Genomic DNA, 26,055 nt, shown 5'->3' on the forward strand with positions numbered 1-26,055 from the left:
CTATCTCTCCTTATACTAAATACTGTTGCAACATCTCAATTAACATAGTTACTTTTTTCTGCTTCTCATCATTTGTTGATAGTTCTCGATGTTCACTAAGCATCAATCCATCAATTGAAGAAATAAAAACAGAAACAAAAATAGGTAATTCTATTATGTTAGACAGTTCTTTTTCTTCTACGCCTTTTGTTAAAACAGTTAACAACATTTGTTCTAATCCATTTCTTCTTTCAGCTAAATATGGAACTTCTTTTTCTGTATATTTTAAAAAATACTCTGATCTAGCACGAATTAAATCTCTATCAGGCAGATTCATCTCCTCAAATAGTTCTCTTACCCACAGTTCAATTCCTTTTAAAACAGATGGATTTTCTCCTATTTTTAAAAGGGATTGCTTATCTTTCTCATCATCCATTTTTAAAACTTCTAAAAAAAGAGCGTCGATATTTTCAAAGTGAGCATATAAACCACCTCTAGAAATACCTGCTTCAGTCATAACGTCTTTCATTGTAGCTTCTGTAAAACCTTTTTTAGAAAAAACTAATGCAGCAGAATTAACAATTAGTTGTTTTCTTTTTTCTAAATATTCCTCACTTACTCTGGGCATCATTCATCACCTTTCTATAAAACAGATACACATGTCTATTTTAAAATAACTTCTTTTTCTAAAATTGTCAATTAATTAGATGTGAGTTGATTTTATAAATTAATTAAAATTGCTAGAATATTTGAAAGAAATTAAGTATAGTAGATAAAAGATATAATAATTTTGTTTCAAACAATAGAAGTAGGTGAGCAACATGGGAAAATATCAATTAGATTATAAAGGTAAAGCTTCCGTAGCTAAGTTTCACGAAAAAAATATGCCTGAAAAAGTAGATAAAAAGAAACAACTTCAAGAAATACGTGAGTCATATTTGAAGAATAAAAAAAAGAAATAGTAATTTTTAATGGTCCTGATAATTTCTTATTATCTAGGACTTTTTTTATATTTTTATACTAGTTTACAATTCAATAAAAAAATAGCTACAATCGAATGAGTTAACACTTAAAAGTATTGTTATTTGGCTAACCCTAAGGTACGATGAGAATAGTTATCATTATCACAAACTAAAGGAGGATTTTTATGAACACTTATTATACAAGAGCTAAAGAATTTTCTGATCAATATATTGTCCCTATCGCTAGTAAAATCGATGAAGAAGGTGTTTTCCCTAGAGAAACCATGGATTTAATTGGTGAGAAAGGCTTTTTCAAATTAATTATTCCTGAAGAGTTTGGTGGTGAAGGAGCTAATATTGACGCTCAAGCTTATGTCAGCCAAGCTTTTGGTGAAGGCTCTCCAACTGTTGGGTTATGTTACACAATGCACAATGTGGCATTAAAATTCATTTTGACCTTCGGAAATGACGAACTAAAAAAATTCATCATTAAAGAAGTTGTAGAACATAATAAAATGCTGTCTCTTGCTCGAAGTGAATTTGGAACAGGCGTCCATGTCTTTAAATCAGAATCTAGTGTCCAAACTTTTGATGATTATTCAATTATTAACGGAGCTAAAAGTATGATTACTTCTGCTAACTATGCAGATTACTATTTAATCTCTGTCCCAAATGATGAAAATAATCGTCCCGTTAACTGGCTAGTTCCTTATGACACTGAAGGGTTAACTTTTAAAGAGAATGAATGGAATGGCCTTGGTATGAGAGGTAATATTTCATGTCCTATGATTATGGAAGATATGAAAATTGATAATAAGTATGCTGTTTACATTGACCGAGTGAAAGCTAATCAAAAATACCCAGTTAATATTGACGTTATTTATTTCATGACTGGTTTAGCTGGTGTCTACTCAGGTATGACAAAAACAATTTTAGAGGCTGCTGTTGAGCATGCTACTTCTCGCCATTATCCAGATAAAACATTGGCAAATATTGAAACCGTTCAAATTCATTTAGCTAATATTTATAGTGGTATGGTGAGTGCTCGCGCTAGTTTAGATTTTGCTGTAGAATCTCTTATTAATGAAGAACCTGAAGGCTTAATTAATATTATGACAGCTCGTATTATCGCTTCTGAAAACTCGATTGAAGCAGCAACCCTTGCGATGAGAATTGGTGGCGGAAAAGCTTACAATAAACAAGGTCCTATTGAAATGCTTTTACGTGATTCTTTTGCAAGTCAAGTTATGTTCCCTTCAATTGATGTTCTAAAAACATGGGTTGGCCGAGGTATTAGTGATCAACCGATACTTTAATAAAAAAAGCACTTCACTTATTAATTTTAGTGAGGTGCTTTATTTATTCCAATTCGTCTAGGTCTGATATAATAAGTAGCAACTTTAGAAAGTAGGTATAGAACATGGAAAAAAATTTATTCGATCAACTTTCTCATAAATACGATACAAAAGAAAGATTTGAACTAGCCAAGATTATCCAAAATGAAATTCGTCCCGATATAGTAGAACACACAAATAAATCTTTATTGGATTATGGCTGTGGAACTGGATTAGTTAGTTTAGACTTTAGTAAAGAAGTAAAATCATTAATTTTAGCAGATGCTTCTTCTGAAATGCTTCAACTAACCAAACAAAAAATAGAACAACTTGGTCTTACTAATGCGACTACTGTTCAACTTGATTTAATCGAAAAAGACACTGATATAAAAGTTGATACTATCATCACTTCATTGGTTTTACTCCACGTACCAGATACTTCTCTTCTTTTAGAAAAATTGTACGCTTCTTTAAATGAAGGTGGACAACTCATTATTGTTGATTTTGATTTAAATGAAAAAATTAATGATCCTCGTGTTCATAATGGTTTCGATCAAGAGAAATTAACAACGCTTTTAGAGCAAACTGGCTTTAACAAGATTTCATCTAATAATTTCCATTCAGGAAAAAATCTCTTCATGAAACAAGATGCAACTCTCTTTAAAGCAGTTGCTTATAAATAAAATAGAGGTTGTGATTTGTTTAAATCACAACCTCTATTAGAATACAACCTTTCCTAAAAGTTAACCATCAATTTCAATTAAAAAAGTTTCCACATAAACAGCCGTACCGGTAATTTTGACATCTCTTTTATTTAATACTTCAACTTGGAGTAAACCATCTTTTCCCATCTCTTGCCCTTGTTCAATTGTCATTTTTATTTCTGATCTATCATCAATATATTTTGTGAAATAGGCTCCCATAGCACCAGATGCTGTTCCCGTTACAGAATCTTCTTCTATTCCAGAATAAAAGGATGAAAAATGCCGTCCATGCATCATCGCTTCTTCATGATATGTTTCTAAACAAAAAGGATGGAATGACGCTCTAGGATATTTTTCTAACAGACTTGGAAAACGCTCATTTTTAGGAACCATCCGCTCAAAGCTTTTTAATTCTTTGATTGGTACTAACAAAGTCCAGCTTCCAGTACTTCCATATACAATGGGAAAACGCTCATCTATTTCTTCTTCACTAATCCCCATTGAATCAGCTACTTCTAATTTAGAACCAGAAAAAGTTTCAAATTTTGCGGGTGCTTGCTCCATTGAGATAAAGGCTTCTCCATTATCTGTAGAAACTTCTAATCGTAAAATACCTGCTTTTGTTTCAACCATGATCACTGATTTATCCATCAATAAACCATTTGTTTTTAAAGCAGACAACATAGCAATTGTTCCATGACCACAAAGAGGAACTTCTTGACCTGGTGTAAAAAAACGACACTGGTAATCTGCACAAATTGAAGTTAATAAAAAGACTGTTTCATTAAAACCAACTTTATAAGCAATTTCTTGCATCTCTTCTTCCGTCAACTCATCCCCGTTTAAAACAATTCCCGCAGGATTTCCCATCCCTGTTTTTTTAGAAAAAGCATCATAACGGTAAACTTCTATTTGTTTCAAGTAAATCCCTCCTTCTATTGTTAGTTTATATTTACCATAACTCAATCCTTTTTTCAAAAGTTTAATTGTCTTTTACCAATTGAAGTCGAATCACTTTTGAGCTTAACCAAATTGCCATGACAGATAAACAAATTCCCATCACAGCTGGTGCAAAGTGACCAGCATAAACATATAGCTGTCCGCCAATTAAAGGTCCAAAAATACGTGCCAACGATTGAATGGATTGACTGCCTCCTTGAATCTTTCCTTGTTCACTTTTAGAAACTGATTTTGATAATAAACCATTAAAAGCTGGACTAAAAATAGATTCACCAAACCCAAATAACAGCATCCCTACAATGAATAAGACAATCATAGAACTTATTTGAGAAAAGACAATAAAGCTATAGCCTAACAATTGAAAGGTAATTCCTAAAGACACAATCTGTCTATCTGATTTCTTCAACAGTAACTTCGGCATAACAAAAACTTGAGACAAAATATCTTGAATACCGATTATCGAAAAGACCATCCCTATTTGACTTGGAGATAGCTGAAATGTATCAATTGAAAATTGAGAAAGAATTGACTGGAGTGCTCCATTTGGCATCCACAATAAAAAGCCTAAAAATAAAATGATTCTAACACTTTTATTAGCAAATAACCCCTTCATTTGATTAATCGGATTAAGAGCCGTTAGAGATATCTTTTCAAGCTGTTCTTCTTTGACAACTGTTTCTTTCATAACAAAGTAGCCTAAAATAAAGTTTAAAAACGAAATACTTGTAGCTAAAAATAAGGGCATACTATTACCAAATTTGGTCAGTAGTCCACCAATCGTTGGTCCCATAACTGTTCCAAAACCAGCTACTGCACTAATCCAGCCAAAATACTTAGTTCGGTCCTTTTCTGGCGTAATATCTGCGAAATAAGCAAAAATAGTTGCTATACTGCCACCTGTAATTCCTTCAATGATACGACCTAAAAAAAGCATCTCTAAGGAATTAGCTAAGCCGAATATGAGAAAACCAAGTGTAGCACCCAGTAATGAAAATAAAAGTACGGGGCGTCTTCCAAACCGATCACTGAAATATCCAATAATAGGAGCTGTAAGAAATACGCAGACAGCATAAGTTGACATCAACAAGGTAACAACGAGTGCCTGTTGATTGGCGTTGTTTACATAAGGACTTACTAGAAACGGAGTAACTGGCATGACAATACTAAAACCTAAACCACATAGAAACGTTGCAACTAACCCAAAAATTAATTGATGAGTAAAATTTGATTGATTATTATTAGAAAACATTATTTATCCTCCCTTTTGTTTCCTGTTCAACAAAAAGAGTACAACTTTATTGTTTCTTTGTCAACAAAAAATATTCAAAATAAAAAAGCCTGCCTAAATAATCAGTTTTCGATTAATTAGGCTAGCTTTAAAGGTTGAAGCAGTCAGCTCTTAATTATTGGATTTTTAAATCATTCTTTTTAATTTCTGAAGTGAGATGCTGATTGTATTTTTTTAAAAACGTATCAACTTCTGAAATAGTCTCTTTTGATAACGTGTCAAATATATGTTTATCTCTTATTTTAAATTCTTGGTGAAGGGTTTCATGAAGGTTATAAACCCGTCTGCCTTCTTCTGTCAGTTCAAAATAAATTTCTTTTTTATTATCCGCTTTTTTAATACTATAAATAGCACCTTTAGCAATGAGCTTTTTAGTGGCTTTACTCATGGCACCACGAGTCATGAAAAAGTGTTCTGATAATTTGGTGACATTTACATCTGGTGTATTTTCGATAAATTCAAGCCAGTGAACTTCTGAAGCCGTATATCCTTCTAAAGCTTTCTTCATTTTATCGCCATTTAACCAAGCCATTTTATTGTAGACTACTCGTAAATCGTCTAATAATTGATCTATTTCACTCATCGTCTTCCTCCAAAAGTAATATTAATTTTATTATATCACTAATTGTTATTAGCAAATACCCTCATTGCTTCACTCATTAATTGAGCTACACCATTTCCATACTTATCAATATTTTTAGTAAAACGTTCATCCATGATATAAAGCTGTCCTAATCCTTCAAACGCTTCTAGAGAATAAGTACCAAAATTGTTATTTAAAAATTCATACCATTCTTTAATGACTAGTTGAACAGCCTCATCTTCTGATCCTTTTTCTTGAAGCTTTCCTAATTTTTTAAAGATAATATCCCCATCATTTGCCAAATCTTTTTGTTCATTTATTGTCAATTTTTCAAGTTTAGCATGACTTTCATCTACTACCTCTTCTCCCCAACGTTCTTTAGCTTCTTCTTCGTATTTATGCCATTCTTTATTAAAACCAAAAAAGCGTTCTTCTTGTGTCATCTTAATCTCTCCTTCTAATTCTCGAATTGTTTTATCAACTGTTTCTAACATGTTATCTACTTGCTCACGCTTTTCTAATAACATTTTCTTTTGTAGCTGTAGGGCTTCTTTTTGATCATAACTTGGACTTTGCACTATTTTTTTGATTTCTTTTAACGTGAAACCAAGTTCTCTAAAAAATAATATTTGTTGGAGTCTAACTAAGTCTTCTTCTGAATAAAAACGATAACGAGCTTCTGAAATTTCTGTTGGTTTAAATAAGTCAATCTCATCATAATGATGAAGGGTTCTAACACTTACACCAACTAACTTAGCTACTTCATTAATCTTAAACATATCCGTCTCCTCCTTTATCATTACTATAAGGTATAACGTAACGTTAGAGTCAACAAAAAAAAAGAAACTTCTTTACGAAGTTTCCTTTTTTTATTTTATATAGTAAATAGATAGGCTATGGAAATAACAGTTATTACATGCATCACTTTAGGAATTTCTTTTGTACGTCCAGCAAAAATCATGCATAACTCATAAGATAAAAAGCCTAAAACTAAACCAAGAGCAATTGAGCCTGTTAAGGGCATCATAACAATTGTTAGAAAAGCAGGAATAATTTCTTCAAATCCACCGTCCCATTTGATATTCGTGATATTTTGCATCATAAAAATACCAATAACAGCCATAGCAGGTGTTGTAACTGCTGGTGTAACAAGAGATAAAACAGGATAAAAGAAAGCTGACAATAAGAATAAAACAGCTACAATAACACTCATTAAGCCAGTTCTAGCACCAGCAATAATTCCTGAAACAGATTCTATATAAGTAGATAAACTTGATGTTCCAAAAATAGAACCAAAGAATGTTCCGATTGCGTCAGCACTATAAATTCGTTTATTGTCTTCAAAATTTTCTCGTCTAATGTCTGATACTTGTGTTGCAGCAGCAGAAAGAGTTGTTGCTGTACCAAAGAAATCTAAAAATAAGAACGTTAAAATAACAATAAGTGAATCAAGAGATAACATTTTATCTAAATTTTTAACTGAGACTAAAAAGGTTTCATTCATCATTGATTGAAAAGGTCCTGTTGGTACAACAACTGGTGAACCTTTTGGTAATTGTGGTAGAGTTGCCACGACACTTTCACTTAAATGAAACCAATCCATACTTGCGCCAAAACGAATAAACAAACCACAAAGTGCGGCTCCTATCATTCCTAAAAAAACAGCATATTGATTTTTTCTTACTAAAAAGAAAGCAGCTGTTATAATACCGAAAAAGGCAATGATAACATTAGGGTTATTGAATCCTCCAAATTTAATGAACATTCCTTCATCAGGAACAATAATGCCAGAATTTTTAAAACTAACAAAAGCAATAAAAATCCCAAGACCTACTGTTCCAGCATGTTTAACAGTCATCGGAATAGCTTTAATAATTTTAGATCTTGCTCCAGAAAAAGCTAAAATTAAAAAGAGAATTGAAGCAACTAATACGCTGGATAAAGCTTCTTGCCAAGTTTTTCCCATTTGTAAAACAACTGAATAAGCAAAAAAAGCATTCATCGACATACAAGGTGCTAATCCAAGTGGAAACCTCGCCCACAATCCCATGATTAACATCGCTAAAGCTGAAGAGATAATAGTTGACATAAAGACTGCATCTTCAGGTAATCCCGCTTGTCCTAAAATAATCGGATTAACAAAAATAACGTAAGACATAGACAAAAAGGCAGTAATTCCTCCTGTTAGCTCACGTTTGTAAGTTGATCCTGATTCTGTAATACCAAAAAATTGGTCCATTTTTTCTTTCATTTTTTCTTTTTCTCCTCCTTAAGTAGCGAAAATCCACTCTAATGGCAGAAGGACAAAAAGACCTTTGCCATAGTAAGTTACTTTACGGGTAACTTGTAGAAACTTCCAGACCGTATTACTAGAATTATATGGTTTTCTTATTGAGCTATCATAACAATATTTTTTAAAACAATCAACACAAAATGCGAACGAAATTAGATAAAAGTAATAAATAGTTAATTAAAAACTGATATATCCTTAATTTTAGTTATCAAAAATAACTAATGTTCATTTTACCCACCTAATTTCAATTTAGTTTCTTTTATTCAAATAGTAAGCTAAAATGAATGAGATAAATAAAAAGGCGGTTTTTTTATGAAAATCATTATCTCACCCACTAAACAAATGACTAACGATCAAGATTTTTTCTTTCCCGAAAGTCAGCCTATTTTTTTGACTCAGACGAAAAAAATATTCAATCAGTTAGTCACTCTATCTTATTCAGAAGCTAAAAAAATGTGGCATTGTAGCGACAAGTTAGCTCAAGAAAATTACGAACGATTACATGAATTTGGCTTTAATACGCAAACAGCTCCTGCCATTATGAGTTACAAAGGTATTCAGTACCAGTATATGGCTCCAGATTTATTAACAAAACCTGCTCTAGAGTATCTTCAAGAACATGTACGAATTTTATCTGGCTTTTACGGTATTTTACGCCCCTTTGATGCCATTATTCCTTATCGATTGGAAATGCAGGCACCTTTAGCTGTAGAAGAATCGACTAATTTGTATAAGTTTTGGGGCAATCAAATTTATGAAGCTCTTGATTTTAGCAATCATCCAGTTGTTAATTTAGCTTCTAAAGAGTACTCTAAAGCAATTACTCCTTTTCTTAAGGAAACAGATCAATTAATCGATATTCATTTTTATCATGTCGTTGATGACAAACTAAAAGTAAAAGCAACGATTGCCAAAATGGCTCGTGGTGAAATGGTTCGTTATTTAGCTGAAAATCAAGTGACTACTTTAGAAGGAATTAAGAATTTTGAACATCCTCATTATCACTTTTCTGCTGAACACTCAACAGACAACGCGTTTGTCTTTATTTTTCAAGAATAGTAAAGGAGAATTATATGTTAAATCCAAAACAAATTATGACAGACCTTAGAAAACTAGGTGTCAAAAAAGATGATATTATTGTTGTCCACTCATCATACAATAGTCTTCGCGGAGAGGATCAAATTGAAGGTGGCCCAGAAGCAGTCATTGAAGCTCTAAAAGAAACAGTCTCAGAAGGAACTCTTATTATTCCCACTTTCACTTATAAAAATGTGGATATAGATAACCGAGTGTTTGATGTTTTAAACACGCCAGTTTGTATTGGTATTTTGCCTGAAACAATGCGTTTATCAAAAGATGTTGTCAGAAGTGTTCACCCCACTCATAGCTTGGCTGCTTGGGGAAAAGATGCTGATAGTTTTACTAAAAATCACTACAAAGACCACAGTCCAGTTGGTGTTAACTCTCCACTAAGTGAAGCATATAGACGTGGCGGTAAAATCGTTATGCTTGGTGCTCCTTTTGCTAGAAACACAAGCTTACACGGAGTTGAAGAGATGGTGCTTCCCGAATATTTATTCAACTATAATTATGACTATAAGATCATTCTTGAAAATAAAGAAACTATCACAATGAATGTTTTACGACATGATTTCAATGGTTTTGAACAACGTTATGACCGTATTCTTGATATTTTAGAAGAAGGAACTGACTATCAAGTGGGTCAAGTATTAAATGGTCGCTCTTGTGTCATGAATGCTCCTGCCGTTTGGGATAAAGCATTAATTAAATACAGAGAAGACATGCTTTACTTTACAGATCCTAGACCTAGAACTTAAAAATATATAGTGTAGAGGCTGACAGATGACGTCAGCCTCTTATTTTTCGTGATATAATTTAATAATAGGAAAGGTGTTGATCAGAATGAATTTTGTAAAAAAGACTGCTAAACACGATAGTCGTAATGCTTAGAAGTCTCAACTAGAATAATCGACTCATTAACTAATTAAGGAGATTATGATGACACAAGAGATTTGGCTAAAAACAATCGAAACAAATGACTTAAAAGAAATATGGGAGATAAGCTACGGACCTAAAGCTGATTTAGAATGGATGAAATTTAATGGACCCTATTTTAAAGACCCAGTTGAAACATGGGAAAGTTTTTCAACTGGTTATGGAAATACATTAATCAATAATCCTATGACTAAAGTCATTATGAAAAACCAGCAAATAACAGGTTTAGTTACTGCTTACTGGCAAGATGGTTCACTAAAACAATGGCTAGAAGTGGGGCTTTTAATTTATGATGCCAACACTTGGAATACTGGCATTGGAAGCATCGCACTAAATAAATGGCTTCATGAATTATTTCAACTGTATGATTATTTACCTCATATCGGATTTACCACTTGGTCTGGTAACATTGGCATGCAAAAGGTCGGAGAAAAAAATGGTATGACAAAAGAAGGAGTCATCAGAAAAGTTCGATACTGGAATGGACAATATTATGATTCTGTTAAGTTTGGTATTTTAAGAACTGAATTACTCAATTAAAAAAATCCTGTCTGTTGAATTAATTCATCAGACAGGATTCTTTTCTATATAGACCAATCAAGTTCTGGTCCCTTTGGAACAATTCGATTTGGATTAATCGTTGGGTGACTGCCATAATAATGATGCTTAATATGATAAAAGTTCACTGTTTCTTTTACTTCTTTATAGTTATACAGCTCTCGCGTGTAGCGCCAAAGATTTGGATACTCTCTTAACTCACGAATATTACATTTAAAATGACCATAGTAAGCTGAATCAAAACGAACTAATGTCACAAATAATCGCCAATCTACTTCTGTTAGTTTTTCACCAACTAAATAGTTTCTTGTACTTAAATGTTCCTCTAACTCATCTAAAACATTAAACAATTTTGTAACTTCCTCTTCATAGACTTCTTGCTTAGTTGCAAAACCAGCTTTGTAAACACCATTGTTCACACCGTGATAGACTTTATCGTTCATCTCATCAATTTGACTACGTAGCTCTTCTGGATAATAATCACCAGGTAATGCTCCAACTTCATCAAAAGCTGAGTTTAACATACGCATAATTTCTGATGATTCATTATTGACAATTTGATTCGTTTTTTTGTCATACAAAACAGGAACAGTCACACGTCCAGAATAGTTAGAATCAGCATGTGTATAAACTTGATATAAATAATCAGCATCTAATATAGGATCTTTTATAACATCTTTTCCCTCTTCAAAGGTCCAACCATTTTCTCCCATATAAGGATTAACAACCGATAACGAAATCATTTCTTCTAATCCTTTTAGTTTTCGCATAATTAAGGCACGACTCGCCCAAGGACACGCATATGAAACATACAAATGATAACGGTTAGGCTCTGCTTTAAAACCTGCTTCACCAGTTGGTCCAGCACCACCATCTTTCGTTATCCAATTTCTAAATTGTGAATCTTTACGGACAAAATGTCCACCTGTACTTTTAGTATCGTACCATTGATCATGCCACTCGCCTTCTACTAATAAGCCCATAAATTATATCTCCTTTGTCTTCTCTTTGATAAGTTAAGTATAGAGATACTCATTTCATAACTCAATAAATATGCTTATATTAAGTAAGTAACTTAAGTTATTTTAACTTCATTTATTCTTTAGAAATATATTAGTGAAAAATTGAACATTTTCTTGACAACCCTTTCATATATCTACATAATGTTAATTAAGTTACAAATTATTTTTGCAAAAAAACTAATATTTAGGAGATGTTTAAATGAGTAAAATCGTATTAATCGGTGCCAATCATGCTGGTATCGCTGCGGCTAACACTATTTTAGATAGTTATCCAGAAAATGAAGTAGTTATTATTGATAAAAATACCAACTTAAGTTATTTAGGTTGTGGAACAGCTTTATGGGTTGGTCGCCACATTGATTCTTATGAACATTTATTTTATACCAACAAAGAAGCATTTGAAGAAAAAGGTGCTAGAATTTTAATGGAAACAACTGTTGAATCCATTGATTTTGACAATAAGCTAATCCATGCAACTCGCGCTAATGGCGAAAAATTTGAAGAATCTTATGACAAGGTTATTCTAGCTACTGGTTCTGTTCCTATTGCTCCAAATATCAAAGGAACCGATTTAGAAAATGTCCAATTTGTTAAATTATTCCAAGACAGCCAAGTTGCTGATAAAGCACTTTGTGACGATTCAATCAAAGAAGTAGCTGTAATCGGGGCTGGGTATATCGGTGTTGAAATGGCTGAAGCCGTTAAACGTCGCGGAAAAAATGTTCGCCTATTTGACGCTGCTGACACATCATTAAACACTTATTATGATCCTTGGTTTACAGAAGACATGGACAACGTTTTAACTGAGAATGGGATTCAAACTCATTACGGTGAAATGGTTCAGTCCTTTGAAGGAAAAGATGGTAAAGTAACTGATCTTACAACAGATAAAGGAACTTATAAAACTGATTTAGTTATTATGGCTATTGGTTTTTCTCCTAATAACTCTTTAGGAAAAGACAAACTTGAAACTTTTAATAATGGTGCTTATCTAGTTAATTTAAAACAAGAAACAAGTTTACCTGATGTTTATGCGGTTGGTGATTGCGCTACTATTTATAGTAATGCGATTGAAGACACTACTTATATCGCATTAGCAACAAATGCTGTAAGAAGTGGTATTGTAGGTGGTCACAACGCTGCTGGTACTCCTTTAGAATCAATTGGTGTGCAAGGCTCAAATGGTATTTCTATTTTTGGTTACAATATGGTATCAACTGGTCTTAATCTAGCTGCTGCAAAAGAAGCTGGCTATGAAGTAAAATATACTGATTTCGAAGATTTACAAAAACCAGGATTCATCGAGAAAAATGGTAACGTTAAAATCCGTATTGTTTATGATGCCAAAACTCGTCGTGTTCTTGGTGCTCAAATGGCTTCAACAGAAGATATCTCAATGGGAATTCATATGTTCTCTCTAGCAATAGAAGAAAAAGTAACCATTGATAAATTGAAGTTACTAGATATTTTCTTTTTACCACACTTTAACCAACCTTATAACTACATTACAATGGCAGCTTTATCTGCTGAATAACAAAAAAGCAAATTCTGGAAAAACAGAATTTGCTTTTTTGTTATTAGACAGACTCTCCATTACCTTGTATCATAGCTTTACAACACAAAGAACAGTAACAGGAGAAAGCTATGAAAGAAAATGATTTAAGATACCTACGAACCAGAAAAATGATTATCGAAGCTATGGTAAACCTATTAAAAACTTCCAATTTCAACGATATTTCTGTCACTAGTATCTGCAAAGAAGCCCAAATTAGCCGTAGTGGTTTTTACCTTCATTACCTTGATAAATATGATTTAGTTGAGTCTTTTCTAAAAGATTATATGGTAAAAGCTAATCAGCTGATTCAAACAAATGATATTCTTAACAAAAAAGACTTCATGCTAACTATGTTGACCCACTTAAAAAATGAGGGACAACTAATTGCTTTATTATTATCAAAAAATGGTTCGATTGACGTACAGACTAGCATTAAAGAAATGGTTAAAGAAAATGCTAGAAAAAATATTCTTCCTTTTCTTAACGTCGATATCAGCTCAACTGTTGAGGAACAATATATTTTAGCTTATTTGAGTAATGCCCTTTTTGGTGTTTTACAAGAATGGATTAATAATGGACAAAAAGAATCTCCCGAAACTATTGTTAATATCATCAATAAATTAATGACCAATAAACTAAACTAAAAAGGCTGACAAATTGTCAGCCTTTCTTTTCTTCTATTAACTTCTAAGTCCTCGACCTTTATTGATTAAGTACCAACAAACACTGTAAAGAACAATAATAAATCCAATAATAATGGTTAATGAAATACCTAATGGCACGTCTTCCGTTCCTAAAAAGCCATATCTAAATCCTGAAATCATATAAACAATTGGGTTTACTTTTGAAACAGCTTGCCAAACTGGTGGGAGCATTGAAATAGAATAGAAAACTCCCCCAAGATAAGTCAAAGGTTGTAATACAAATGTTGGAACAATTGAAACATCATCATAACTTTGAGCAAAAATACCATTAATCAAACCAGCTAATGAAAATAGAATTGCTGTCATCAATAAAGTCACAATAACAATGCCCCACGAAAAGACATTAAGCGGAACAAAAAAGAGAGAAATAATAGTTACCAATGAACCTACGAGTAAACTTCTTCCTACTCCACCACTGACAAATCCCCAAATAATAACATGAGTTGGAACTGGTGCAACTAGTAATTCTTCAATATTTTTTTGAAACTTCTGTGAGAAAAAGGAAGAAGAAACATTAGAATAAGAGCTTGTAATGGCTGACATCATAATTAAACCTGGAACAATAAATTCCATATATGTAAACCCACCCATTTCTCCAATACGACCACCAATCATTTTACCAAAAATAATAAAATAAAGAGAGGTTGTAATAACTGGTGGAACAAGGGTTTGAACCCAAATACGCAAATATCGATTTGTTTCTTTAACGGCTAAGCTTTTTAAGGCTGTAAAATATAAACTAAACATTGGCTACCTCCACGACAGGTTGATTTTCTTCAGTGATTTTAAGGAACAACTCTTCTAAACGGTTCGATTTATTACGCATTGAAAGAACTTTGACTCCTTGGTCACTAAATTGTTCGAACACTTTATTAATACCTTGGTTTCTTTCAACTTCTACTTCAAGAGTTAACTCATCATCCCACTGTGTTTTGTACCCTACAATTTCAGGTTGCTTTTCGTAAGGCTCCAAATCAAAAATGAAGGTTTCATATTGTAATTTCGATAATAAAGTTTTCATACTCGTATTTTCAATCAACTCTCCTGCTTGGATAATGCCTATATTACGACATAGCATTTCTGCTTCTTCTAGGTAATGAGTTGTCAGGATAATTGTTGTTCCTTGCTCATTTAATTCTCTTAAAAATGACCACATTTCACGACGTAATTCAATATCAACTCCTGCTGTTGGCTCATCTAAAATAAGTAATTTAGGTTCATGCATAAGTGCTCTTGCAATCATTAATCTGCGCTTCATTCCACCAGAAAGCATTCTCGCTCGAACATCGCGTTTTTCCCACAGGTCAGATTGTTTCAAATATTTTTCACTTCTTTTAATCGCTTCTTTTCTGGAAACGCCATAGTAGCCTGCTTGGTTCACTACAATTTGTTGAACTGTTTCAAAAGGATTGAAGTTAAACTCTTGAGGAACTAATCCAATTTGTTGTTTGGCTCTTACTAAATCTTTATCCAAATCGTAATCAAATACTTTTACTTGCCCTGATGTTTTATTAACTAAAGAAGTAATGATTCCTATCGTTGTAGACTTACCTGCTCCATTAGGTCCTAATAAAGCATAAAAATCACCTTCTTCTACAGCTAAATCGATTCCTTTTAGAGCTTCTACTCCTGTGCTATATACTTTTTTTAACCCTTTTATTTCTAGCGCATTTGCCATATTATTTTAACTCCTTATCTAGTAAAACATGCATATTTTTCATAAATTCTGTCACAAATTCATCTCTTAAAGTATAGTGATACCACTTTCCTTGTTTATCGACTGAAACGATATTTGCTTTTTCCAAAACTTTCATGTGATGAGAAAGTGTCGGTTGTGTAAACTCAAAATGTTTTAAAACCTCACAGGCACAAAGCGTCCCATTGGATAATAAATCAATGATTTTGATTCTATTGGGATCTGCCATAGCTTTCAAAACTTTTGATATTTCTTCATAATTCATTTTACATCTCCTTATATAGATAAACGTCTATGTAAAATGTAGACCACTTTTCATTTAATGTCAAGATAAAAACAAGGTTAGCCGTTTCAATGGCTAACCTTGTTTTTTAGCAAATTGCGGGATATCTAACTCCACAATCAAAATTCCTATAAAAATAAATATAGAACCTATTAACATATTAATAGAGACTTTCTCTCCTAAAAGCAGAACTGAACCCAACATTCCAAAAAAAGCTTCAGTTGATAGAATGACAGCTGCCTGAGAACTGGTTGTATACTTTTGAGAAGCTGTTTGTAAGAAATAGGCAATCAAAGTACTAGCTATCCCTAAGTAGAGAACTGGAAAGACCGTCTCCATTTTGATAGAAGGTAATCCTTCTCCTGTGATAAAAATCGTCAGCCAAGACAGAGCAGCTGCACTTCCCATTTGAAGGAGCATTAACACCCAAGTTTCTTCCTCATCTACAAAGAAGTCTGTCACAAAAATTTGTAAGGCGAAAAACACCGCACAAACTAAAGTCAGCATATCACCTAGGTTAATACCACCTAAAGAACTGGTTAATGAGAGAAGAGCAATACCTATTAAAGTCACAAAACTACCAACAACTCCCTTAATAGGAACTTTTTTCTTAAAAATTAAAAAGCCTAGAAACGGCACAATAATAACATTAACTGCTGTTAGAAAAGCATTTTTAGAAGGTGTTGTGAATTGCAACCCGACTGTCTGAAAAGCAAAGGCTAAAAATAAGAAAACACCTAGCAAAGAACCTCTTTTAAAAGATTTCTTGGAAATTGTTTTTATCTTGGTTATGTTCATTCCTAAAAGAATCAAAAAGGCAACAGTGAATCTGATAGCTAATATTTGAAACGGTGTGTAATTGTCTAATGCGACAGCAGTTGCAACAAATCCAGTACCCCAAATGACGGCAACAGTCAGTAACCCTAAAATACCAATATACTTTTTCATACGCCTACCTTCCCTCATTTTAATATTTGAATACCCTAAGAATAGCATTTTGTATAACGCTTTCATATAGTCGTTCTGTCCATTTACGAATAGCTCATTTCATAAAAAGGCATACTAAAAAAACGTATCCTTCACCACATTAGTGGATTAGGATACGCTTAATTTTATTCTTCTATCTCAATAACCATACCAGAACCAACTGTTCTTCCACCTTCACGAATAGAAAATGTTGTTCCTTTTTCAATTGCTACTGGATGAATTAATTCGACATCAATAGTCACATTGTCTCCTGGCATCACCATTTCAGTTTCTGCTGGAAGGACAATATTTCCTGTTACATCAGTCGTTCTAAAGTAAAATTGTGGACGGTAATTATTGAAGAATGGTGTATGTCGTCCGCCTTCTTCTTTACTCAATACATAGATTTCGGCTTTGAATTTAGTATGTGGTGTAATAGATTTTGGTTTTGCTAAAACTTGACCACGTTCAACTTCTTCTCGTGTCACACCTCTAAGAAGAACACCAACGTTATCTCCAGCTTCTCCGCGTTCTAATGTTTTACGGAACATTTCAATACCTGTTACAACAGCTGTTTTAGTTTCGTTTTTAATCCCAACAATCTCAACTTCATCACCAACACTTACAGTACCTCTTTCAATACGTCCAGAAACAACTGTCCCGCGACCTGAGATAGAGAAGACATCCTCAACAGGTAATAAGAGTGGTTTTTCAATATCACGAGTTGGTGTTGGAACGTAACTATCAACTGCATCCATTAATTCCCAAATCGCAGCTTCTGCCTCTTCGTCTCCTTCAATTGCTTTTAAAGCAGAACCCTTGATAATTGGTGTATCATCACCTGGGAAACCATATTCTGATAATAAATCTCTAACTTCCATTTCTACTAAATCGATTAATTCATCATCATCTACTAGATCTGTTTTATTTAAAAAAACGATTAAGTATTTTACACCTACTTGACGAGATAACAAGATATGCTCTCTTGTTTGAGGCATTGGACCATCTGTTGCTGATACAACAAGAATCGCACCATCCATTTGTGCAGCACCTGTAATCATGTTTTTAACATAATCCGCATGTCCCGGTGCATCTATATGAGCGTAATGTCTTTTTTCAGTTTCATATTCCACGTGGGATGCGTTAATTGTAATACCACGTTCTCTTTCTTCTGGAGCACCATCAATATTCGCATAATCTTGGGGATTTGCTAGGCCTTTTTTAGCTAAGACGCTTGTAATCGCCGCTGTTAATGTTGTTTTACCATGATCGACGTGTCCGATTGTTCCAATGTTTACGTGTTCTTTTGTTCTTTCAAAATGTTGTTTTGCCATAACACAAACCTCCTATAATTTGCTTGGCACTTCTTTTTGAAGTGTAAAAGTCAATTTATTTTAGATGATTCACTGACCATCTTTGACCTTTATAATTATATAATACTCTTTTTTTATTAATTCGCAATTAATATGCTTACCTTAAGTAAGAAGATATTAAAATAAAGAAAACCATTCAATTTTATAAAAAACTGAATGGTTCAAATTAATAGATTAATGAGTAAATCCGTATGTGTCATCTCTATTTTCATGAAATAGAATATGTGCTTCGTTTAATTCTTTTAAACATTGATGGAAATCATCAATAAAAGCTATTCCTCTACTCTTACCTAAATCACCTCGACAAACAATTCGTTGAATGATTGTTTCATCTAAATCTTTTGGTAATGGATAAGCTGGTACTTGCCATCCTCTCATCTGTAGTCGATCCGCTAAGTCATATAGGTTCCATTTAACTTTACTATCTTCTTTCAATGCATAGCAAACAATAGGAATATTTTCTCCTTTGTTATACATTTCAAATAGCCCTGTTTCTTCAATAGTTTTAGCAATCTCTTTAGCTACCATTTGTGTTCTTTCATGAATTGCTCGGTATCCATCATAACCAAAACGATAAAAGTTATAATATTGACCGATAATTTGGCTGGCACTTCTTGAAAAATTAATGGCCATTGTCGGCATTTTTCCGCCTAGATAACTAACTTCAAAAATTAATTCCTTTGGTAGGTATTCTTCATCTTTCCAAAGAATCCATCCAATTCCTGGATAGACTAATCCGTATTTGTGGCCTGATGTATTGATTGAAACCACATTCTTTAATCTAAAATCCCAAGGAAGTTCTGGATCTACAAAAGGCGTAAACATAGCACCACTTGCTCCGTCTACATGAATGACTAATTCATGCTCATGATTTGCATTATATTCAGTTACTTTTTTATCCAGTTTTTCGATGTCATCAAATTTCCCTGTATATGTAATCCCTAATATCCCTACAATTCCAATCGTATCTTCATCAACGTAATCAAGTACTTGATCGACATCTATACTTAAATGATCTTTATCCATAGGAACTTCACGTAATTCAATATCCCAATAAACACAAAATTTCTCCCAACAAACTTGATAACCAGAAGAGATGACTAAATTAGGTTGTCTACCTTCTATCGAAAGGCCTCTTTCTTTTCGTTTATTACGCCATCTAAATTTCATTGCCATCCCAGCTAACATACACGCTTCACTTGAGCCGACTGTTGACGTTCCAATTGCTTTATATTCCTTAGGTGTCTGCCATAAATCTGCTAAAATCGCCACACAAGATTCTTCAACTTTAGCTGTTTGAGGATACTCTGATTTATCAATGGCATTTTTCTCCATCGTTTCCCCCATTAATTGACTAGCCTCTGGTTCCATATAAGTCTGACAAAAAGTGGCTAAATTCTGTCTTGCATCACCTTCATCAATCAATTGATCTTTTAACAACCGATAAGAAACTTGAGCAGAAACAGGTTCTTTTCTCAACTTACTAAGTAATACTTGTTCGTCTGCAAAAAGAGAACCAAATACAGGAACATCTTGACCATTATTTTTCAACATAAAGAAACGCCTACTTTCTTATTAATGTTCTATATCTCTATCTTATAACAGATAAAACAAAAAACCATGAAAAATTATTTAAAGTTTTTCATAGTTTTTTAAATTAATTATTTTTCTTGATACATCTTAACTGGTGTTTCACTCAAAACATCTTCTAAAGAACAGACAGATTCAATACTACTAATACCGAGTTTTTCTTCTTTCTGATAAACCCTAAAAATAACTAAACTAGCTATTTTTCCTGTAATTTCTTTTTCATTTTTTCCATACAAACTAAAACCATGCTTCTTGCCACTTGAGATATGAATAGCAAAATCATCTGAGCCTATCATCTCTTTTTGCATCACTTTTTTTAGAATATTAATGGTTCCTTTTTTCTCCAGCAAGCCTAGTTGATTGATTTTATTTAACCAGTGTAAACTGTTTGAGACAAGATTTACATCAAAACCAAAATAAGTTGTAATAGGAATATCTGGATATTGTTCATTTAAAATATGTTGATCTGAGAAGTTAAAATTATAAGTTGCTTTTTTTCTTAAATCTGGTGTAAAATCAACCACTCGTTTTAAAGTAAAGTTTTTTATTTGCCGAGACACTTGTTTTATTTGGTAAGGCTGATTGATTTTATCAAACATCCAATGAACGGCTGCTTCTCCATGACTCTCACCTGTTCCTAACAAAATATCAATCACGACTGCCTTTGGTTGATGCTTTTTAATGAAATCTGTTGTTGCAAGATTCGTTAATCCTGGTGCCAAACCAACACTTGTTATGACGGAAATCTCACTGGTATTTGGTAATTGATTGACTTGTTTTATAAAATCACTATTAGCCGTAATATCAACATAGTCAATTTTTAAAGCTATTAATTGTGACACTAATCGAGTGTCTTCTTGATCGATACACATAACCACTAATTTAATATCTTCGAAAACTTTTTCATCTATTTCCTGATTAATATCTAGTACACGGCTTTCAATCTGTAAGTTTTCACTTGCCAAAAAAGAAGTCATTTTTTCTTTATTTCGACCTGCGATAACCATATTAGTTTCAGAGATACCTCTTTTTAATAAGTCTCTTAAAATAATCCGACCAACAGCACCGTGACCACCAATCAATAATAATTTATCTTTCATTTCTTGTCTCCTGTTCTATCTGATCACCTAAGTAATGATTCAACTCGCTTAATCCTTTAACAAATCCAACTATCTCTTCTTCATTTAATTTTTGTGTTAATAATTCATCAAAGTTTAATTTGATAGCTTGATGTTCTTCATAACAAGCTAATCCTTTTTCCGTCAGTTTAATATAGCTTTTCCGTCTGTCCTCTTTACTCATTTCTTTAGTGACGTATCCGCTTTTAGTTAGTTTACTTAATTGTTGAGACACTGCTCCTTTAGTTATATTGAGGACTTCTCCTATTTTTTTGCTTGTCATCTTTTGGCTTAAACCAATACTTTCTACAAAATGCATTTCGCTTGGCGTTAGACAATCTGTTTGATTTGTTTCTAATCCCATTTTTTCGTATTGATAAACTAAATGAAACAACTCACCTAATTTATCTGTTATCTCTTTATTTTTCATGTAATTAGTTTAGCAACTAAACTAATTACCGTCAATAAAAAAGATTGGTCTTTTTCAACCAACCTTTTTCAAGCTTTTCGTATCAAGCACTAAGTTAAGTGTCAATCCAACTAAAACAAGAATTCCTCCAATAACTTTTCCAATGGATAATTGATTTAACACAACGAAATCTACAATAATTCCGACAAATAATTGACCTATAAAAACAAATAAAGTTTGGTAGAACACAGAAATCTTCGGCGTTACGTAACTTGACAAAACAACAACTGCTACACTAACAATACCACCTAAATAAGCCCAGATTGGAATGCTTTTCCAATCAATATTACCTAGAGACAACATTTCTTTACTAAAAAGTAAAAAAATTAAAGAGAACAAAACGCCAGTTAAATAATTAAATACTGTTCCTTGAAATAAACCGATTCGATTAGCTAAGTTAGCATTAATAATTCTTGCAACAACAATCGAAATGCCCGCTAAAACTGCCATTAAAAAATAGAATAAAATCATTTTATTGTCCTCCTTTTAGTAAAATGTCATAACGGCAATTCCTGCCATAATAAATAGTAAACCAATTATTTTCTTCTTTTCAAATTCAATTTTTTTCATTCCTAATAAACCAAAGTGATCAATAATCAGTGATGAGACTGTTTGACCTAATAAACCTAATGCAACTGTCAACGAGACTCCTAATGCAGCAAAGCTTATATTGTTAAATAAAACGGTAAATACACCTACTGCACCGGCACTATAAAGATACCAAGATAAGTGATTTCTGACTTTAAATGTTGATTTAGTAAAGACAATGACCAAAATAGTAGCAACCAAACCTAAAAAATGAATCACAACACTTGAAGTATAGTTACCAACACCTGTTGATAAGGTACCATTCAGTGTTATCATTAAGGTAATTAAGGCACCAATTAAAATTGAAATTAACTTTGTCATCTCATCATCTCCACTCTTTTAAGGTTGTCTTTACTATAGCATGGCTTACTTTTTTACAAATAGGACATATGTCCCACTTACTATAAAAAGGTGGTATTTATTTTGAAACAAATTGATAATCAAGAATTACTTCATACTTTTCTGAATCAACATCAAATTTCACAACATTTCACTAAAGACATGACACCTTATTTAAATCTTTTTTTCTGGAAAAAAGGTGAGCATATTTGTTTTGAAGATGAACCAGTTAATCACCTCTTCTTTTTTGTTCAAGGTAAGGCAAAGATTTATATCACACTTAAAAATGGTAAATCTTTGCTACTTTGCTTTTATGAAGACTTCAAACTAATTGGTGATTTAGAAATTATTCATTCTAAGACTTCTACAGCTAGTGTTCAAGTCATAGAAGATGCTTATTGTATCGGTATTCATCAAAATATTGTTAGGAAATATTTGTTAAATGATATTTTATTTTTACAATTTATGTGCCAATCTTTAAGTTTGGAATTAGAAAGATCTTCTAAAAATAGCTCAATTAATTTACTCTATCCACTTGAAAATCGCTTAGCCAGTTATATTTTTGCAACCGTCGATTACTCTACAGAGCAAGCTCCTGTTTTCAAAGAAAATCTAACTGAGTTGGCCGAGCTTTTAGGAGCAAGTTATCGTCACTTACACCGCTCATTTGAAACACTTTGTCAGAAAAAAATACTAAAAAGACAAGATAAAGGTTTTGTCATTATTGATGTGAAGCAACTTGAAGAAATGGCAGCAGATTTGTATCAATAAAAAAGAGGCTGACCCAAAAGTCTCTTAAATAAAATAAAAGGAACAAAATCTTTTTTTTAGATTTTGTTCCTTTTTTTGACGAAAAAAATAGCACTATCCTTTATAATTAAAGCGTCGAAACCAAATCAAAAGGGAGTGCTATTTATGTATAAAAATTATAACATGAAACAAGTTACATTATCACTAGATTTAGAAATTTATTTAGAAAAAAACGACATCGCTTTCGCGATTAATGAATTAGTAGAGAGTATTCCAAGTTACGTTTTTTCTGTTTTTGATCATCAAATGGGAACCTCGTCTTATGATCCAAGAATGATGTTGAAACTTATTTTATGTGGATATACACAGTCTAATTTTTCTGGTAGAAAAATTGAAGCGATGACTAAAGATAGTATTCGTACTAGGTGGTTGACTCAATCACAATTTCCTAACTTCAGAACCATTAATCGTTTTCGAGTGAATCCTTTGGTTCAGCCAATTCTTCAAGAGTGTTTTATTCAATTTAGAAATCAATTAGTTTCGCAGAAATTGATTGAAGAAGATTCTATTTTTATTGATGGGACCAAATTGGAAGCTAATGCCAATAAATATAGTTTTGTTTGGAGAAAGAGTACGACCAGATTTGACGATTCTCTAACAGAAAAATCAAAAATATATTATAAACAATTAGTCAAAGAAAAAATCATTCCGTCGATTCATAATGAAGATGAGGAATGGGATGATAAACAGTTGAATCTCATTGCCGATTCTATTGAAACTAAAGTATCTGAGTTGACTGAACAAATAGATGATACAGAAGACGTTACACTTAGAAAAGAACTCCGTCGTCAAAGAAAGGAACCTAAAAAAGCCTTAAAGGCTTTTCGAGAATTCAGTGATAGGAAGAAAAAATATAAGCAACAATATCAGATTTTTAAAGAGAGAAATAGTTTTTCAAAAATAGATATAGACGCTACTTTTATGAAAATGAAAGAAGATCATATGATGAATGGTCAACTGAAACCGGCATACAATGTCCAAATCGCAACCAACAATCAATACGTTCTAGCTTATGATACTTTTTCAAATCCAACAGATTTTAAAACGATGATTCCTTTTTTGACCACTATCAAAGAATCTTATTTTGAGTTACCTAATTATATTGTAGCTGACGCCGGTTATGGAAGTGAAGAAAACTACCAAGCCATCTTGGATGATTTTGAGAGAACACCATTAATCACCTACACTATGTATCAAAAAGAACAGACCAAAAAATATAAACAAAACCCATTCATTACTAATAATTGGAAATACAATGAATTAACAGATAGCTATACTTGTCCTAACAATAGAGAACTGAGTTTTAGAAATTACTCTACTCGCAATGATAAACAGGGATTTACAAAACAGTTAAAAATGTATGAATGTGAAACATGTATAGATTGCCCTGTCAGATCTTTGTGTACCCGAGCAAAAAGTAATAAAAGTAGAGTCATTCAAAAAAAATGGTAACTGGGAATATTTTAAAGCTCACGCAAGAGAGCTTTTGAGCGATGATGTAACAGGAGCGATTTACCGTCGAAGAAAAATTGACGTAGAACCAGCCTTTGGAAATCTAAAGGCTAATTTGTCGTTCAATCGATTCTCGGTTAGAGGTCAAGAGAAAGTAACACAGGAGTTAGGTTTTGCGTTTATGGCTCTAAATTTGAGAAAACTAAGTAAATTTAGGAAGGATATAGACAGAAAAATAAGAAAAAACAAGAATTCCAAAATGATAAACCTCATTTTAGAATTCTTGCTTTGTTTTAAGAGACTTTTGGGTCAGCCTCTTTTATCTATTAATTTCTTGATTAATTCTTTCAGCAAACTGAGTTACTTGTTGCCAATCTGTGAATTCTAAATCTACTCTTGAGTCAGTTGGACCTTTTGTTATTTTCATAATAAGTTGAATCATCTTCTTATCAAACAAACGATACGTCGTATACTTTAATGCTCCAGCAAAAATACAAACATCCTTAGGTTTCCATGTTGTTTTTTCTAAAAATTTTCTAACATAGACATTGTTTTCAACTTGGCATTTCTCTGGTGTTCGTGCGATTAAATTAACTCCATAAAAATCAGCATGTCTTTCTTCTAGTAGTTCTTGGTTTTCTTCAACAAATCGATATAGCTTTTTAGGAAATTTTCCATATCTAATGGAAGAACCTACGATTACTTTATCAAAATCCTTTATTGAAGTTACCTCTTCAAATCTTTTTACGCTTACTTTACCTGTTACCTCTCTCGATAACCTTTCAGCAATTTTTTGTGTCTGTCCATCCACAGTAGAATAGGCAAAGAGAATATTTGGCATATTTTATCTTCTCTCTTTTTTTATATGAAGTTATTATACCTCTATCTCATCAATTCAGCGATTATTTTTTATTTATTTTTAGATGCTTTTACCACATTTAATGCCACAACACTTGTTTGACTAAATAAATCTCCTACATGTTGTTTTCGGTGAGTAAAGGCCGCTACCACATAACCAACTGCTAAAAGAGGTGTTTTTAAAATAAAACGACAAGCACCTTCTCTAACCAACACAGTTGCCCAGCTTAATTGAATTTCATCCATACTGATAACTTGTAGACCAAAAATCATTTTACCAATTGTTTGACCTTTGTTTAGTTTCGTTAACAAAATGAAATACCCTAAATAAACAATCAATTTAATACCACTACTTACAGTTAATGCTCCTGTTTGCTCAGCTAATGGGTAACCAATTGAAAAAATATTGATAACAATTGTTGAAATGGCACTAATACAAATCATATCAACTAGAAAGGCAAAAAAACGAATCCAAAAACCGGCGAAAAAATAAGTAGGAAATTCATAAGGATTATCTGCTACTTGCTGTGGTTGTTCGATATATTCCTCCATCAT

At 32.7% G+C, this 26,055-nt stretch carries 28 protein-coding genes, 1 pseudogene and 1 riboswitch; of the genes and pseudogenes, 10 read left to right on the forward strand and 19 right to left on the reverse strand.

The window, feature by feature from the left end:
* Nucleotides 1-10 precede the first annotated feature (10 nt).
* On the reverse strand, nt 11-610 hold the full coding sequence (locus H9L18_RS13625) for a TetR/AcrR family transcriptional regulator (RefSeq protein WP_126792959.1): 600 nt from the start codon (nt 608-610) through the stop codon (nt 11-13).
* A 190-nt stretch (nt 611-800) separates the two neighbouring features.
* Between H9L18_RS13625 and H9L18_RS13630 the strand changes: the two genes are divergently transcribed.
* The 3 genes from H9L18_RS13630 (at nt 801) to H9L18_RS13640 (ending at nt 2,958) form a co-directional block, all read left to right on the forward strand.
* Nucleotides 801-941 (forward strand): hypothetical protein, encoded by a 141-nt coding sequence (locus H9L18_RS13630; protein WP_185847451.1) that lies wholly within the window; start codon nt 801-803, stop codon nt 939-941.
* 185 nt (nt 942-1,126) lie between these two features.
* Nucleotides 1,127-2,257 (forward strand): acyl-CoA dehydrogenase family protein, encoded by a 1,131-nt coding sequence (locus tag H9L18_RS13635; protein WP_126792961.1) that lies wholly within the window; start codon nt 1,127-1,129, stop codon nt 2,255-2,257.
* Between the two features lie 104 nt (nt 2,258-2,361).
* Complete coding sequence (locus tag H9L18_RS13640) at nt 2,362-2,958, forward strand: class I SAM-dependent methyltransferase (protein WP_126792963.1); 597 nt, start codon at nt 2,362-2,364, stop codon at nt 2,956-2,958.
* 60 nt (nt 2,959-3,018) lie between these two features.
* Here the strand turns inward: H9L18_RS13640 and H9L18_RS13645 are convergent, their stop codons facing one another.
* The 5 genes from H9L18_RS13645 to H9L18_RS13665 form a co-directional block, all read right to left on the reverse strand.
* Nucleotides 3,019-3,900, reverse strand: a complete 882-nt coding sequence (locus tag H9L18_RS13645; RefSeq protein ID WP_126792965.1) for a PhzF family phenazine biosynthesis isomerase — start codon at nt 3,898-3,900, stop codon at nt 3,019-3,021.
* 61 nt (nt 3,901-3,961) lie between these two features.
* Nucleotides 3,962-5,188: an MFS transporter gene (locus H9L18_RS13650; RefSeq protein WP_126792967.1), complete on the reverse strand. Its 1,227-nt coding sequence runs from the start codon at nt 5,186-5,188 to the stop codon at nt 3,962-3,964.
* Nucleotides 5,189-5,342: 154 nt separating this feature from the next.
* Nucleotides 5,343-5,810: a MarR family winged helix-turn-helix transcriptional regulator gene (locus H9L18_RS13655; protein WP_126792969.1), complete on the reverse strand. Its 468-nt coding sequence runs from the start codon at nt 5,808-5,810 to the stop codon at nt 5,343-5,345.
* Nucleotides 5,811-5,848: 38 nt separating this feature from the next.
* Nucleotides 5,849-6,589 (reverse strand): MerR family transcriptional regulator, encoded by a 741-nt coding sequence (locus tag H9L18_RS13660; RefSeq protein ID WP_126792971.1) that lies wholly within the window; start codon nt 6,587-6,589, stop codon nt 5,849-5,851.
* A 95-nt stretch (nt 6,590-6,684) separates the two neighbouring features.
* Nucleotides 6,685-8,061 carry an NCS2 family permease gene (locus H9L18_RS13665; protein WP_126792973.1) on the reverse strand — a complete coding sequence of 459 codons (1,377 nt, stop codon included), beginning with the start codon at nt 8,059-8,061 and terminating at the stop codon, nt 6,685-6,687.
* 50 nt (nt 8,062-8,111) lie between these two features.
* A riboswitch (purine riboswitch) is annotated at nt 8,112-8,213 on the reverse strand.
* 202 nt (nt 8,214-8,415) lie between these two features.
* On the opposite strand from H9L18_RS13665, the gene yaaA reads away from it, so the two are divergent.
* The 3 genes from yaaA to H9L18_RS13680 all read left to right on the forward strand — a co-directional run bounded on the left by yaaA (nt 8,416) and on the right by H9L18_RS13680 (nt 10,659).
* Nucleotides 8,416-9,162, forward strand: a complete 747-nt coding sequence (gene yaaA, locus H9L18_RS13670) for a peroxide stress protein YaaA (RefSeq protein WP_126792975.1) — start codon at nt 8,416-8,418, stop codon at nt 9,160-9,162.
* A 14-nt stretch (nt 9,163-9,176) separates the two neighbouring features.
* Nucleotides 9,177-9,941 (forward strand): AAC(3) family N-acetyltransferase, encoded by a 765-nt coding sequence (locus tag H9L18_RS13675; RefSeq protein WP_126792977.1) that lies wholly within the window; start codon nt 9,177-9,179, stop codon nt 9,939-9,941.
* A 181-nt stretch (nt 9,942-10,122) separates the two neighbouring features.
* On the forward strand, nt 10,123-10,659 hold the full coding sequence (locus tag H9L18_RS13680) for a GNAT family N-acetyltransferase (RefSeq protein WP_126792979.1): 537 nt from the start codon (nt 10,123-10,125) through the stop codon (nt 10,657-10,659).
* A 44-nt stretch (nt 10,660-10,703) separates the two neighbouring features.
* Here H9L18_RS13680 and H9L18_RS13685 read toward each other — a convergent pair whose 3' ends face one another.
* Nucleotides 10,704-11,660: a glutathione S-transferase family protein gene (locus tag H9L18_RS13685; RefSeq protein WP_126792982.1), complete on the reverse strand. Its 957-nt coding sequence runs from the start codon at nt 11,658-11,660 to the stop codon at nt 10,704-10,706.
* 238 nt (nt 11,661-11,898) lie between these two features.
* Between H9L18_RS13685 and nox the strand changes: the two genes are divergently transcribed.
* Nucleotides 11,899-13,233 (forward strand): H2O-forming NADH oxidase, encoded by a 1,335-nt coding sequence (gene nox, locus H9L18_RS13690; RefSeq protein ID WP_126792984.1) that lies wholly within the window; start codon nt 11,899-11,901, stop codon nt 13,231-13,233.
* 110 nt (nt 13,234-13,343) lie between these two features.
* Nucleotides 13,344-13,898: a TetR/AcrR family transcriptional regulator gene (locus H9L18_RS13695; RefSeq protein ID WP_126792986.1), complete on the forward strand. Its 555-nt coding sequence runs from the start codon at nt 13,344-13,346 to the stop codon at nt 13,896-13,898.
* Between the two features lie 36 nt (nt 13,899-13,934).
* Here the strand turns inward: H9L18_RS13695 and H9L18_RS13700 are convergent, their stop codons facing one another.
* From H9L18_RS13700 to H9L18_RS13745, 10 genes are all read right to left on the reverse strand, one after another.
* Nucleotides 13,935-14,705 (reverse strand): ABC transporter permease, encoded by a 771-nt coding sequence (locus H9L18_RS13700; protein WP_126792988.1) that lies wholly within the window; start codon nt 14,703-14,705, stop codon nt 13,935-13,937.
* On the reverse strand, nt 14,698-15,636 hold the full coding sequence (locus tag H9L18_RS13705; protein WP_126792990.1) for an ABC transporter ATP-binding protein: 939 nt from the start codon (nt 15,634-15,636) through the stop codon (nt 14,698-14,700). The genes H9L18_RS13700 and H9L18_RS13705 overlap by 8 nt, the downstream gene beginning before the upstream one ends.
* 1 nt (nt 15,637) lies before the next feature.
* Nucleotides 15,638-15,919 carry an ArsR/SmtB family transcription factor gene (locus H9L18_RS13710; protein ID WP_126792992.1) on the reverse strand — a complete coding sequence of 94 codons (282 nt, stop codon included), beginning with the start codon at nt 15,917-15,919 and terminating at the stop codon, nt 15,638-15,640.
* 93 nt (nt 15,920-16,012) lie between these two features.
* Nucleotides 16,013-16,885 (reverse strand): DMT family transporter, encoded by an 873-nt coding sequence (locus H9L18_RS13715; RefSeq protein ID WP_126792994.1) that lies wholly within the window; start codon nt 16,883-16,885, stop codon nt 16,013-16,015.
* Between the two features lie 164 nt (nt 16,886-17,049).
* Nucleotides 17,050-18,237 carry an elongation factor Tu gene (gene tuf / locus H9L18_RS13720; protein WP_126792996.1) on the reverse strand — a complete coding sequence of 396 codons (1,188 nt, stop codon included), beginning with the start codon at nt 18,235-18,237 and terminating at the stop codon, nt 17,050-17,052.
* A gap of 213 nt (nt 18,238-18,450) precedes the next feature.
* Nucleotides 18,451-19,830: a glutamate decarboxylase gene (gene gad, locus H9L18_RS13725; protein ID WP_126792998.1), complete on the reverse strand. Its 1,380-nt coding sequence runs from the start codon at nt 19,828-19,830 to the stop codon at nt 18,451-18,453.
* Nucleotides 19,831-19,937: 107 nt separating this feature from the next.
* A complete protein-coding gene (locus H9L18_RS13730; RefSeq protein WP_126793000.1) occupies nt 19,938-20,966 on the reverse strand; it encodes a saccharopine dehydrogenase NADP-binding domain-containing protein in 1,029 nt (342 codons plus the stop codon).
* Entirely contained in the window at nt 20,956-21,414 is a 459-nt protein-coding gene (locus tag H9L18_RS13735; protein ID WP_126793002.1) for a MarR family winged helix-turn-helix transcriptional regulator, read from the reverse strand. Before H9L18_RS13735 ends, H9L18_RS13730 begins: the two co-directional genes overlap by 11 nt.
* A 54-nt stretch (nt 21,415-21,468) precedes the next feature.
* Nucleotides 21,469-21,924, reverse strand: coding sequence for a DMT family transporter (locus H9L18_RS13740; protein WP_126793004.1), 456 nt, complete (start codon nt 21,922-21,924; stop codon nt 21,469-21,471).
* A 15-nt stretch (nt 21,925-21,939) separates the two neighbouring features.
* A complete protein-coding gene (locus H9L18_RS13745) occupies nt 21,940-22,362 on the reverse strand; it encodes a DMT family transporter (protein ID WP_126793006.1) in 423 nt (140 codons plus the stop codon).
* 102 nt (nt 22,363-22,464) lie between these two features.
* On the opposite strand from H9L18_RS13745, the gene H9L18_RS13750 reads away from it, so the two are divergent.
* Together H9L18_RS13750 and H9L18_RS13755 are read left to right on the forward strand one after the other, a co-directional pair.
* A complete protein-coding gene (locus H9L18_RS13750) occupies nt 22,465-23,151 on the forward strand; it encodes a cyclic nucleotide-binding domain-containing protein (RefSeq protein WP_126793008.1) in 687 nt (228 codons plus the stop codon).
* 162 nt (nt 23,152-23,313) lie between these two features.
* A pseudogene (locus tag H9L18_RS13755) lies at nt 23,314-25,030 on the forward strand (IS1182 family transposase).
* On the opposite strand, the gene hemG reads toward H9L18_RS13755, so the two are convergent.
* Both hemG and H9L18_RS13765 read right to left on the reverse strand, forming a co-directional pair.
* On the reverse strand, nt 24,962-25,483 hold the full coding sequence (gene hemG, locus H9L18_RS13760) for a menaquinone-dependent protoporphyrinogen IX dehydrogenase (RefSeq protein ID WP_126796401.1): 522 nt from the start codon (nt 25,481-25,483) through the stop codon (nt 24,962-24,964). The pseudogene H9L18_RS13755 and the gene hemG sit on opposite strands and share 69 nt — an antisense overlap.
* A 68-nt stretch (nt 25,484-25,551) precedes the next feature.
* Entirely contained in the window at nt 25,552-26,055 is a 504-nt protein-coding gene (locus H9L18_RS13765; RefSeq protein WP_126796399.1) for an RDD family protein, read from the reverse strand.

This window comes from Vagococcus carniphilus (genome assembly GCF_014397115.1).
Taxonomy (GTDB): Bacteria; Bacillota; Bacilli; order Lactobacillales; family Vagococcaceae; genus Vagococcus; species Vagococcus carniphilus.